Consider the following 12,747-nt stretch of genomic DNA (forward strand, 5'->3'; position numbering starts at 1 on the left):
CCGCAGCCTGACCTTCCGGGCCCCTTCGAGACCTCCGCCGACCCCTGTCCGCCGCCGCACTGTCCCCCGCAGAGGAGCACCGACCTTGCCCATCCCGCCCCCGCTCCGAGGCACCGGCTGGCAGCTCGCCGCCCGCCGCATGCTGGCCAAGATGCTCGCCGAGTACGCGTACGAAGCCGTCATCACCCCGGAGCCGGACCCGGATGGCGAAGCCGACCTCGACGCCGGCTCCGGTTCCCCCTCTGGTTCCAGCTCCGGGACCGGTTCGGGGGCCGGCTGGTCGCCCTACCGGCTGGTGCTGCGCGACGACGTCGTCTATCGGTTCCGCGCCCGCCGCGGCGCCTACGGCAGCTGGTACGTGGACGCCGGCTCCATCACGCCCACCGGCGACCCGCTGCACTTCCTCGCCCAGGGACACGACACCGTGCTGGACCTGCCGGGCGACACCACGGGACATCTGATCCGCGAACTCCTGGCGACCCTGGCGGCCGATGTCCGGCTCGACGCCTCCGCCGTCACCGCCGCCGAGCTCGCCGCACTCGACTACGCCGACCTCGAAGGCCACCAGACCGGCCACCCCTGGCTCGTCGCCAACAAGGGCCGGCTCGGCTTCTCCGCCGCCGACTCCGCCTCATGGGCTCCCGAAGCCCGCCGGCACCACCGCCTTCCCTGGATCGCCGTCCACCGCGACCTCGCCCGGTACCGGGGCGTCGCCGCCCTCGACACCCCCGACCGGCTCTACGCCGAAGAACTCCCCCCGGACGTCCGCGCCGCCTTCGCCCGCACCGTCACCGACCAGGGGCGCGACCCCGCCGATTACCTCCTGCTGCCCGTCCACCCCTGGCAGTGGGAGGAGACCATCGCACCCCTTTTCGCCGCTCATCTCGCCGACGGTTCCATCCTGCCCCTCGGCACTGACAACGACCTTCGGCTGCCCCAGCAGTCGATCCGGACCTTCCTCAACACCAGCCGCCCGGAACGCCGCACGGTCAAACTGCCGCTGTCCGTCCTCAACACCCTCGTCTGGCGCGGGCTGCCCACCGAGCGCACCCTCGCCGCCCCCGCGGTCACCGCCTGGGTGCACGGACTGCGGGACGCCGACCCGTTCCTGCGCGACGAGACCCGGGTGATCCTGCTCGGCGAGGTCGCCTCGATCACCGTCGAACACCCGCTGTACGACCGGCTCCCGGGGGTGCCCTACCAGTACCGCGAACTCCTCGGCTGTATCTGGCGCGAGCCGCTCACCGGCCGGCTCGGCCCCGGCGAGCGGGCCCGTACGCTCGCGGCGCTGCTGCACACCGACCCGGAAGGGCGCGCCTTCACCGCGGAGCTCGTCGAACGCTCCGGGCTGGCGCCGCGCGTCTGGCTGCGGCACCTGTTCGCGGCCCTGCTGCCCCCGCTGCTGCACTTCCTGTACCAGTACGGGACGGTCTTCTCCCCGCACGGCGAGAACGCCATCGTCGTCTTCGACGAGCACGACATTCCCGTCCGGCTCGCCGTCAAGGACTTCGTCGACGACATCAACGTCTCCGCGGAAGCGCTGCCGGAACACGGGCCGATGCCGGCGGACGTCCGCGCCGTGCTGCTCACCGAACCCCCCGCCTTCCTCACCCAGTTCATCCACTCCGGGCTCTTCATCGGGGTGTTCCGGTACCTCGCGCCGCTGTGCGAGGACCAGCTGGGCGTCCCGGAGGGCGATTTCTGGGGGCTGGTCCGCGAGACGGTCCTGCGGCACCAGGACCGCTTCCCCGAGCTGAAGGAGCGCTTCGCGACCTTCGACCTGCTCACCCCGCGGATCGACCGGCTGTGCCTCAACCGCAACCGGCTGTACCTCGACGGCTACCGGGACCGTCCCGACCGCCCGCACGCCGCCGTCCACGGCACCGTCCGCAACCCCCTGAGCGGCCCCTGACCCGGCTGCGTCCGGGTGGCGATACCGTGACGGGAGACCACGGGAGACAGAGGCGGGGGCGCAATGCGCGAGGGCGGCGAGGGCCGTGCCGGCGAGGACCACGGCACCAGGGGGCCGTGCCCGGAGTGCGGCCTCGCCGGCGCGGCCGCGGGCCAACTCGTCTGCCGGGGCTGCTACGTACCGTTCGCGCTGATGACGGCGCCCGCGAAGGCCGCCCCGCTGAAGCTGCCGGGCATCACCCGCCGCGACGCGCCCGGCCGTGCGCTGCGGCTCGTCTTCCCCGACGGTGCGGCGGTCGTCGAGCCGGGCGGCCGGATCCGGCTCGGCCGGGATCCGCAGCAGTGCCCGGACGTGCGCTTCCTGGTCGGCCGCGACAACCTGTCCCGGGTGCACGCCAGTGTCGGCGTCGACCCCGACGGCTCCGCCTGGATCACCGACGAGGGCTCGACCAACGGCACCTTCGTGCGCGGCACCCGGATCACCGCCGGAGAGCGGGTGGCACTGCGCCCGGGCGACGCGCTGCGGCTCGCCGCCGATGTCACCGCCCGCGTGGAGTCCTGACCGCCGCGTAGGACGTCACACAGCGCGCCAGCGGATGGTCGGGGCCCAGCGCCGCCTCAGTGCGCGCCGACAGATCCGTCAGCCGGCGGACGACCGTCGCCGCGCCGTTCAGCCCCTCCAGGACCCGTGCCCGGCCGAACAGCGCGGCGAACGCGGCCGGCTCGCCCTCCCCGCCCGACCTGCTCAGCTGCTGGTACAGATTCCAGTAGCAGCGGTCGGCGTCGCCGAAGCGGCCGGCCGCGAGCAGCCGCTCGGCCTCCTCGAGCCGCGACCAGGCGGGGTCCTGCGGTCCGCGGTCCAGCACGGTCGGCGTCCTGGGCAGCTCCGGCCTCGGCGCCGGCAGGGGCGCGGGCGCGGGCCGGACCGCCGCGCGCAGCCGCTCCGCGGTCTCCGCGGCGCCGGCCGGCCGGTCCGCCGGGTTCTTGGCGAGCAGCGCGTGCACCACCTCGGCGAGCGCGGCGGGAACCCCGGGCCGCCGGGCGGTCAGCTGCTCCGGCGCCTCGTGCACATGCTGGTACGCGTAGCCGACGGTGTTCCCCGCCTCGAACGGCGGGGACGCCGCCAGCAGCGCGTAGAGGACACACCCCAGCGAGTACAGGTCGGAGCGGCCGGTCACCTCCTGCCCCAGCGCCTGCTCGGGGGAGAAGTACGGCGGCGACCCCAGGATGGACATCGGCTCGGTGTACCGGGTGACGTTCGCGTCCCGCTCCGTCACCAGCCCGAAATCGCAGATCTTGATGACGCCCCTGGGCAGCAGCATCAGGTTCTCCGGCTTGATGTCCCGGTGGACCAGCCCCTTGCCGTGCGCGTGCTCCAGCCCCGCGCAGATCTGGACGCCGTAGGCCACGACATCGGCGACCGGCAGGGCGCCCCGCTCCAGCAGGACCTGCCGCAGGTCCTTGCCGCGCAGCAGTTCCATCACGATGAACGGTGACCCGGAGTGCTCGCCCGCGTCATGGACGGCGGCCACGTTCGGGTGGCTCAGCCGGGCCGCGGCCGAGGCCTCCCGGCGGAACCGGCCCTGCCGCGCCGACCGCTCGCCGTCCGCCCACTCGGGGCGCAGCGTCAGTACCTTGACCGCCACCTGCCGGCCCAGCGCCTGGTCGCACGCCGAGTACACCTGCCCGAAGCCGCCGCCACCCAGCGCGACCTCCAGCCGGTACCGGCCGTTGAGAACCGTTCCGACGCCGATTTCCCCGGCCAACTCGAACGACATGGGCCAGAAGTTAGCACCGGAGGCCGCATTCCGTGCGGTGAACGATCACCGCATCCCGGGTCGGGACCGCGTTGTCAGTGCGCCCCCTTAGGCTGGTTTCCCTATGACGAAGCCCGCCCTCACCGAACTCCTCCACGCAGCCGTCACCGCGGTCGGCGGCGTGGAGCGCCCCGGCCAGGTCACGATGGCCCAGGCCGTCGAGACCGCCGTGGACGACAGCGCCCATCTGCTCGTCCAGGCCGGCACCGGCACCGGAAAGTCCCTCGGCTATCTGGTGCCCGCCCTCGCCCACGGCGAGCGGGTGGTGGTCGCGACCGCCACCCTCGCCCTGCAGCGGCAGCTGGTCGAGCGCGACCTGCCGCGTACCGTCCAGGCGCTGAAGCCGCTGCTGCGCCGCGAGCCGCAGTTCGCCATGCTCAAGGGCCGGTCGAACTATCTCTGTCTGCACCGCCTGCACGAAGGGGTGCCGCAGGAAGAGGAGGACGGTCTCTTCGACGTCTTCGAAGCCGCGGCGCCCACCAGCAAGCTCGGCAAGGACCTGCTCCGGCTGCGCGACTGGGCGGACGAGACCGAGACCGGCGACCGGGACGGCCTCACCCCGGGCGTCTCCGACAAGGCCTGGTCGCAGATCTCCGTCACCTCGCGCGAATGCCTCGGCGCCACGAAGTGCGCCTATGGCGCGGAGTGCTTCGCCGAGGCGGCCCGCGAGCGCGCCAAGCTCGCGGACGTGGTGGTCACCAACCACGCCCTGCTGGCCATCGACGCCATCGAGGGCGCGCCGGTGCTGCCCAGCCACGAGGTCCTGATCGTGGACGAGGCCCATGAGCTGGTCTCCCGCGTCACGGGCGTCGCGACCGGCGAGATCAGCCCCGGCAGCGTCAACCGTGCCGTCCGGCGGGCCGCCAAGCTCGTCAACGAGAAGGCCGCCGACGCGCTGCTGAGCGCTTCCGAGGGCTTCGAGCGGCTGATGGAACTGGCACTGCCCGGCCGGCTGGAGGAGATCCCGGAGGATCTCGGCTACGCGCTGGCGGCGCTGCGCGACGCCTGCCGTCAGGTGATCACCGCGATCGGCGAGACCCGCGACAAGGCGGTCCAGGACGAGAACGCGGTGCGCAAGCAGGCGCTCGCCTCGGTCGAGCACGTGCACGAGGTCGCCGAGCGCATCGTGCAGGGCTCCGAGTACGACGTGGTCTGGTGCGAGAGCCACGACCGGTTCGGCGCCTCGCTGCGCGTCGCTCCGCTCAGCGTCTCCGGGCTGCTGCGCGAGAAGCTCTTCACGGAACGTTCCGTGGTGCTCACCTCCGCCACCCTCAAGCTCGGCGGCGACTTCAACGGGGTCGCCGCCTCGCTCGGCCTGGCCCCTGAGGGCGTCGAGGGCGAGGACGTGCCGCCGTGGAAGGGCATCGATGTCGGCTCGCCGTTCGACTACCCCAAGCAGGGGATCCTCTACGTCGCCAAGCACCTCGCCCAGCCGGGCCGGGACAGCCGCCGCGAGGACATGCTCGATGAACTCGCCGAGCTGATCCAGGCCGCGGGGGGTCGCACGCTGGGGCTGTTCTCCTCGATGCGGGGTGCCCAGGCGGCGGCCGAGGACCTGCGGGGCCGGCTCGACAACCCCATCCTGCTGCAGGGCGAGGAGACGCTCGGGGAGCTGATCCGCACCTTCTCCGAGGACGCGGCCACCTGTCTGTTCGGCACGCTCTCGCTCTGGCAGGGCGTGGACGTGCCGGGGGTGAACTGCCAGCTGGTGGTGATGGACCGGATCCCGTTCCCGCGCCCGGACGATCCGCTGATGAGCGCGCGGCAGAAGGCCGTCGAGGAGCGCGGTGGGAACGGCTTCATGTCGGTGGCCGCCACGCACGCGGCGCTGCTGATGGCGCAGGGCGCCGGCCGGCTGATCCGGGCCTCGGGCGACCGGGGCGTCGTCGCCGTCCTGGACCCGCGGCTCGCGACCGCGCGGTACGGCAGTTTCCTGCGGGCCGGTATGCCGGACCTCTGGTACACCACCGACCGCAACCAGGTGCGCCGCTCGCTGGCGGCCATCGACGCGACGGCGAACGCCATCGCCGAGACCGAGGAAGCCGTCGCCGAGGAAGCCGCGGTGGTGGCTGAGGAGATGGTGACCGAGGAGGCGGTGACTGAGGAGGCGGCCGAGGCGGCGGCGGTCGAGGCGGCGGAAGTACCCGCCACCGGTTGAGCCCTGGGCACGGACATGGCAGGGCCCCGGAACCGGCGCAGAGGTTCCGGGGCCCGGTCGGGAGGGGTCGTTCAGACCCGGCGCAGTACCGCCACCACCTTGCCGAGGATCGTCGCCTCGTCACCGGGGATGGGCTGGTAAGCGGCATTGTGCGGGAGCAGCCAGACATGGCCGTCCTCGCGCTTGAAGCGCTTGACGGTCGCCTCGCCGTCGAGCATGGCGGCGACGATGTCGCCGTTCTCGGCGACGGGCTGACGGCGGACGGTGACCCAGTCCCCGTCGACGATGGCGGCCTCGATCATCGAGTCGCCGACCACCTTGAGGACGAACAGCTCGCCGTCACCCACCAGCTGGCGGGGAAGCGGGAAGACGTCCTCGACCGATTCCTCGGCGAGGATCGGACCGCCGGCGGCGATCCGGCCGACGAGCGGCACGTACGACGCGGACGGCTTGCCGGTGGTGTCGGTCGGCTGCGAGTGCGTGGCGTCGGAGCCGCGGACCTCGTAGGCGCGCGGGCGGTGCGGGTCGCGGCGCAGGAATCCCTTGCGCTCCAGTGCCATCAGCTGATGGGCGACCGAGGAGGTGCTGGACAGCCCGACGGCCTGGCCGATCTCCCGCATGGACGGCGGGTAGCCACGGCGCTGGACCGAATCGCGGATCACTTCGATGACCCGGCGCTGGCGGTCGGTGAGGCCGGAGCTGTCCGCGCGGATCCCGGGCGGCCGGCCGGGGAGCGAGCGGGTGGGCTTGGGCGTTTCGTCGTTCATCGCATCCATCGGGCTGAGCCGATCCTGGGAGCGGTCCTGGGCGGTCAATGCTGCGGTGTCTGCGGTGGTGGTCACGGCGGCCCCTCTCGAGATGTTCTCCCTGTGACAGACGCTTCGCAGACTGCCCGGCGGCAAGGTCTCCACGTCCTACGACCGCACCAAGTGCGCGCGGTCGGCCCGCTCAGCTGTCGCGGACAGTTAGTACAACGGTAGTGGGTTTCGAAAGGTTGCGCCAAACACACGTTCGAGTGAAATTTTGTAAATCACCTGACGTGATCAAGGTATCGGGTGTATTGGCCGAACGGTCATTCGATTCCCTGCGGGGGCCGGGATCGCCGGCGGGCCGCGCCCCCAGTGTCGCACCGTCGTCCGCCCGCCACGCCGAGGCGCGGCGTCGCGTAAGCTCCGACGCGCCGCGCCGCGGCGACACGCGGAATGTCGGGCTTGGGGCTCTGGCACCAGATCTAGTGGTTAAGTATGTGCCAGCCACCCACCAGTAGTGGTCCCAGTGGGTCAACCCCTCAGGGGATCGCCTATGCTTGGGGCTGTTCCCAGGGGTTGAGACCAGACCCCGGGAGCGTCATCGTCGTGCGCTCAGCCGCCGGTACGGGCTGAATGAAGGAGGGGATAGGGAACATGCACTGCCCCTTCTGCAGACACCCCGACAGCCGTGTGGTCGACAGCCGCACCACGGACGACGGCACCTCGATCCGGCGCCGTCGGCAGTGCCCCGACTGCGGCCGCCGCTTCACCACGGTGGAGACGGCGTCCCTGATGGTGATCAAGCGCAGCGGCGTCACGGAACCTTTCAGCAGGAACAAGGTCATCGCGGGCGTCCGCAAGGCGTGCCAGGGCCGCCCCGTCACCGAGGACGCGCTCGCCCAGCTCGGGCAGCGGGTCGAGGAGGCGGTCAGGGCGACCGGCAGTGCCGAGCTCTCGACCCACGACGTCGGTCTGGCCATACTCGGCCCCCTGCAGGATCTCGACCTGGTCGCGTACCTGCGCTTCGCCTCGGTCTACCGGGCCTTCGACTCGCTCGAGGACTTCGAGGCCGCCATCGTCGAGCTGCGCGAGCAGCTCCCACCCACGAACCTTCGCGGGCTCGACGAGGACCTCGGGGTCCCCGCGCCCGCCCCCGCCGCTGACTGACCGAGCGACGGCCGATCAGCGGCAGTACCCACAGATTTGCCGAGGCGCGCTGCGCCGAGGCGTAGGACAACGAACCGTGCGGCGGGATGATCCGCGCACTTCTAGGCGTTTTGCCTGTATTGGGAGGCGGCACATGACTGAGACGACGAACGGCGCGGCACGAGGATCCCGGACCAAGGGATCCAAGGGTGGCAAGGGCCTGCGCATCGAACGCATCCACACCACCCCGGGCGTGCACCCGTACGACGAGGTGGTCTGGCAGCACCGCGACGTCGTCATGACCAACTGGCGCGACGGCTCGATCAACTTCGAGCAGCGTGGCGTCGAGTTCCCCGACTCCTGGTCGGTGAACGCGGTCAACATCGTCACCAGCAAGTACTTCCGCGGCGCGGTCGGCAGCCCGACCCGCGAGTCGAGCCTGAAGCAGCTCATCGACCGCGTGGTGAAGTCCTACCGCAAGGGCGGCGAGGACAACGGGTACTTCGCCTCCCCGGCCGACGCGGAGATCTTCGACCACGAGCTGACCTACGCCCTGCTGCACCAGGTGTTCAGCTTCAACTCGCCGGTCTGGTTCAACGTCGGTACCGCCCAGCCGCAGCAGGTCTCCGCCTGCTTCATCCTCTCCGTCGACGACTCGATGGACTCGATCCTGGACTGGTACAAGGAAGAGGGGATGATCTTCAAGGGCGGCTCGGGCGCCGGCCTGAACCTCTCCCGCATCCGCTCCTCCAAGGAGCTGCTCTCCTCCGGCGGCAACGCTTCCGGCCCGGTCTCCTTCATGCGCGGCGCCGACGCGTCCGCCGGCACCATCAAGTCGGGCGGCGCCACCCGCCGCGCCGCCAAGATGGTCGTCCTGGACGTCGACCACCCGGACGTCGAGGCCTTCATCGAGACCAAGGTGAAGGAGGAGGAGAAGATCCGCGCCCTGCGCGACGCGGGCTTCGACATGGACCTGGGCGGCGACGACATCACGTCCGTCCAGTACCAGAACGCCAACAACAGCGTCCGCGTGAACGACGAGTTCATGAACGCCGTCGAGAGCGGCGCGAAGTTCGGCCTGCGCGCCCGGATGACCGGCGAGATCATCGAAGAGGTCGACGCCAAGTCCCTCTTCACCAAGATGGCCGAAGCCGCCTGGGCCTGCGCCGACCCCGGCATCCAGTACGACGACACCATCAACCACTGGCACACCTCGCCGGAGACGGGCCGCATCACCGCCTCCAACCCGTGCAGCGAGTACATGCACCTGGACAACTCGTCCTGCAACCTCGCCTCGCTGAACCTCATGAAGTTCCTGCGTGACGACGACAAGGGCAACCAGTCGTTCGACGCGGACCGCTTCGCGAAGGTCGTCGAGCTGGTCATCACCGCGATGGACATCTCCATCTGCTTCGCCGACTTCCCCACCGAGAAGATCGGCGAGACCACCCGCGCCTTCCGCCAGCTGGGCATCGGCTACGCCAACCTCGGCGCCCTGCTGATGGCCACCGGCCACGCGTACGACAGCGACGGCGGCCGCGCGCTCGCCGGCGCCATCACCTCGCTGATGACCGGCACCTCGTACAAGCGGTCCGCCGAGCTCGCCGCGGTCGTCGGCCCGTACGACGGCTACGCCCGCAACGCCGACGCCCACAAGCGCGTCATGAAGCAGCATTCGGACGCCAACGCGGTGGCCAAGCGCACCGACGACCTGGACGTCCCGGTCTGGGCCGCGGCCACCGAGGCCTGGCAGGACGTGCTCCGCCTCGGCGAGAAGAACGGTTTCCGTAACGCGCAGGCCTCCGTGCTCGCGCCGACCGGCACCATCGGCCTGATGATGGACTGCGACACCACGGGCGTCGAGCCCGACCTGGCGCTCGTCAAGTTCAAGAAGCTCGTCGGCGGCGGCTCCATGCAGATCGTCAACGGCACCGTCCCGCAGGCGCTGCGCCGCCTCGGCTACCAGCCGGAGCAGGTCGACGCGATCGTCGCCCACATCGGCGAGCACGGCAACGTGGTCGACGCCCCGGCGCTCAAGACCGAGCACTACTCGGTCTTCGACTGCGCCATGGGCGAGCGGTCCATCTCGGCCATGGGCCACGTGCGCATGATGGCGGCGGCCCAGCCGTTCCTGTCCGGCGCGATCAGCAAGACGGTCAACGTGCCCGAGACGGCCACCGTCGAGCAGATCGAAGAGGTCTACTTCGAGGGCTGGAAGCTCGGCCTGAAGGCGCTCGCGATCTACCGCGACAACTGCAAGGTCGGCCAGCCGCTCTCCGCGAAGAAGAAGGAGCCGGTCGCCGAGGTCGTCGTCCCGGCCGAGGTCCAGAAGGTCGTCGAGTACCGCCCGGTCCGCAAGCGCCTCCCGAAGGGCCGTCCGGGGATCACCACCTCGTTCACCGTCGGCGGCGCCGAGGGCTACATGACCGCCAACTCCTACCCGGACGACGGTCTGGGCGAGGTCTTCCTCAAGATGTCCAAGCAGGGTTCGACCCTCGCGGGCATGATGGACGCCTTCTCCATCGCGGTGTCGGTGGGCATGCAGTACGGCGTGCCGCTGGAGACCTACGTCTCCAAGTTCACCAACATGCGCTTCGAGCCGGCCGGTCTGACCGACGACCCGGACGTGCGGATGGCGCAGTCGATCGTCGACTACATCTTCCGCCGCCTGGCGCTGGACTTCCTGCCGTTCGAGACCCGCTCCGCGCTCGGCATCCACTCGGCCGGCGAGCGTCAGCGCCACCTCGACACCGGCTCCTACGAGCCGGGTGACGACGATGTGGACGTCGAGGGCCTGGCCCAGTCCGCACCGCGCCAGGTGGAGGCTCCCGCCCCGAAGGCGGCGCCGAAGCCGGTCGCCGTCGCCAAGCCGGAGAGCCCGGCCGCCGTGCCGGCCCCGAAGCAGGCGCACAACTCCACGGAGCTGCTGGAGATCCAGCTCGGCCTCAACGCCGACGCCCCGCTCTGCTTCTCCTGCGGCACGAAGATGCGCCGTGCGGGCAGCTGCTACCTGTGCGAGGGCTGCGGCTCGACCAGCGGCTGCAGCTGATCGTGCGCGCGCCGCGGGTGTGAACCGCGGGTGAGGAAGTGAGAGGTCCGGTGCCGACGGGAGTCGGCGCCGGACCTTTTCCGTGCCGGGGGTGACGGGTCCGGCGTCCGCGTCCTGGCCGGGAATAGCTGTGATCTTGGCGGACTTGTCATCGGTGACGACACCGGGGCGGTGTCGCGGGCGGGGTGCCCGTACGGTGTGCTGCCCACCGTTTCCGCTGATGACAGGGGGTAGTTGCGATGACCGAGCTGGACATCCATTACGTGGGCGGGCCGACCGCGGTGATCGGGATCGGGGGTCTGCGGCTGCTCACCGACCCGACGTTCGACGCGCCGGGGGAGTACCCGATGGGCAACCGGGCGCTGGTGAAGACCACCGGCCCCGCGGTCGCCGCGGACGCGGTCGGGGCCGTCGACGCCGTGCTGCTCTCGCACGACCAGCACCCGGACAACCTCGACACCTCGGGGCGGGCGTACCTCGCGAGTGTGCCGCTGACCCTGTCCACCGGTTCGGCGCTCGGGCGGATCGGCGGAAACGTCACCGCACTGCCGAACTGGGAGCACACCGAGCTGACCCGCCCCGACGGGGGAACCCTGCGTATCACCGGGGTGCCGGCGCAGCACGGGCCGGACGGCAGTGAGCCCGTCGTCGGCGAGGTCACCGGATTCGTTCTCTCGGGCGAGGGCCTGCCGACGGTCTACGTGAGCGGGGACAACGCGTCACTGAAGGTCGTACGGGACATCGCGGAGCGGTTCGGGCCGTTCGATGTCGCGGTGCTGTTCGCCGGTGCCGCGCAGACCCCGCTGCTTCCGGGCGCCGATCTGACGCTCGGCAGCGTCCACGCCGCCGAGGCGGCGGAGATCCTCGGCGCGCGGCAGGTCGTACCGCTGCACTTCGAGCACTGGGGGCACCTCACGCAGAACGGCGACACCCTCGTGGACGCCTTCGAGCGGGCGGGGATCAGCGACCGCCTGCATCTGCTGAAGCCCGGGGAGCGCTTCGAGTCCGGGACCGCCCGATGACGGCGACCCCGGCGGGGCCGGTGGCGGAGCGGGAGTCGGCGGCCGGATCCGGTGCGGAGTCCGTCTGGAGCGGTGACCAGCTCGACCTGGACGCCTATCTGGCGCGGACCGGGTACACGGGCGGTCTGGACCCGACGGCGGAGACGCTGCGGGGACTGCACCGCGCGCACACCGCCGCGATTCCGTTCGAGAACTTGGAAGTCGCGCTGGAGCGCGAGGTCCGCCTCGACCTGGACAGCGTGCAGCGCAAGCTCGTCACGGAGCGCCGCGGCGGCTACTGCTACGAACAGAACTCCCTCTTCGCCGCGGTGCTCGAACGGCTGGGCTTCGTCTTCACGGCGCACGGCGCCAGGGTCCGTACGGCCGGCCCGACGCTGCGGCCCATCACGCACGTCCTGCTGCGGGTCGTCGTGGACGGCGCGGAATGGATCGCGGACACCGGCTTCGGCGGCCCGGGAACGCTGGAGCCGGTCGAGGTGCGGGTGGGCACCCCGACGTGGCAGGGCGGCTGGGCCTACGAGGTCGCCGAGGAAGCGGGCGGCGTGCGCGTGCTGCGCTCGCTCGGCGCGCGGGGCTGGTCGGACCTGTACGCGTTCGCCCCGAATCCGCTGTACCCGGTGGACGTCGTCATCCTGAACCACTTCACGTCGACGCACCCGCTGTCCCGGTTCACCGGCCAGCTCGTGGTGCAGCGGGTGACGCCGCAGGCGCGGTACTCCCTGGTGCGGGACGAGTTGACGGTGACGCGCGCGGGTGCGGCGGACGGCGCGGAGGAGCGGCGGAAGGTGCCGACAGGGGAACTGGCCGAGGTACTGGAGAGCACCTTCGGCCTCGTCCTCGCCGCCGCCGACACCGAACGGCTGGGACGCCTGCACGATCCGGCCCGCTAGAGGTA

At 71.2% G+C, this 12,747-nt stretch carries 9 protein-coding genes; 7 read left to right on the forward strand and 2 right to left on the reverse strand.

Translation table 11 applies throughout. The features are described from left to right. The first annotated feature begins 139 nt into the window (after positions 1–139). Together LNW72_RS29150 and LNW72_RS29155 are read left to right on the forward strand one after the other, a co-directional pair. On the forward strand, positions 140–1,912 hold the full coding sequence (locus tag LNW72_RS29150) for an IucA/IucC family protein (protein WP_250980359.1): 1,773 nt from the start codon (positions 140–142) through the stop codon (positions 1,910–1,912). 63 nt (positions 1,913–1,975) lie between these two features. Then, positions 1,976–2,473: an FHA domain-containing protein gene (locus tag LNW72_RS29155; protein WP_250978070.1), complete on the forward strand. Its 498-nt coding sequence runs from the start codon at positions 1,976–1,978 to the stop codon at positions 2,471–2,473. Here LNW72_RS29155 and LNW72_RS29160 read toward each other — a convergent pair. Next, entirely contained in the window at positions 2,451–3,689 is a 1,239-nt protein-coding gene (locus LNW72_RS29160) for a serine/threonine-protein kinase (RefSeq protein ID WP_250978071.1), read from the reverse strand. The two genes, LNW72_RS29155 and LNW72_RS29160, sit on opposite strands and share 23 nt — an antisense overlap. 103 nt (positions 3,690–3,792) lie before the next feature. On the opposite strand from LNW72_RS29160, the gene LNW72_RS29165 reads away from it, so the two are divergent. Beyond that, the gene (locus LNW72_RS29165; RefSeq protein ID WP_285369823.1) at positions 3,793–5,886 is read left to right on the forward strand and encodes an ATP-dependent DNA helicase; all 2,094 of its coding nucleotides are present in this window, start codon (positions 3,793–3,795) and stop codon (positions 5,884–5,886) included. A gap of 71 nt (positions 5,887–5,957) precedes the next feature. Here LNW72_RS29165 and lexA read toward each other — a convergent pair whose 3' ends face one another. Then, positions 5,958–6,728, reverse strand: coding sequence for a transcriptional repressor LexA (lexA, locus tag LNW72_RS29170; RefSeq protein ID WP_138357304.1), 771 nt, complete (start codon positions 6,726–6,728; stop codon positions 5,958–5,960). 561 nt (positions 6,729–7,289) lie between these two features. Here lexA and nrdR point away from each other — a divergent pair. From nrdR to LNW72_RS29190, 4 genes are all read left to right on the forward strand, one after another. Further along, positions 7,290–7,802, forward strand: coding sequence for a transcriptional regulator NrdR (gene nrdR, locus LNW72_RS29175; RefSeq protein ID WP_138357303.1), 513 nt, complete (start codon positions 7,290–7,292; stop codon positions 7,800–7,802). 133 nt (positions 7,803–7,935) lie between these two features. Further along, positions 7,936–10,830, forward strand: coding sequence for a vitamin B12-dependent ribonucleotide reductase (locus LNW72_RS29180; RefSeq protein ID WP_250978072.1), 2,895 nt, complete (start codon positions 7,936–7,938; stop codon positions 10,828–10,830). A gap of 239 nt (positions 10,831–11,069) precedes the next feature. Beyond that, positions 11,070–11,852, forward strand: a complete 783-nt coding sequence (locus LNW72_RS29185) for an MBL fold metallo-hydrolase (RefSeq protein ID WP_250978073.1) — start codon at positions 11,070–11,072, stop codon at positions 11,850–11,852. Then, positions 11,849–12,742: an arylamine N-acetyltransferase gene (locus LNW72_RS29190; RefSeq protein WP_250978074.1), complete on the forward strand. Its 894-nt coding sequence runs from the start codon at positions 11,849–11,851 to the stop codon at positions 12,740–12,742. The genes LNW72_RS29185 and LNW72_RS29190 overlap by 4 nt, the downstream gene beginning before the upstream one ends. Positions 12,743–12,747: the final 5 nt, after the last annotated feature.

The organism is Streptomyces sp. RKAG293 (assembly GCF_023701745.1).
GTDB lineage: Bacteria > Actinomycetota > Actinomycetes > Streptomycetales > Streptomycetaceae > Actinacidiphila.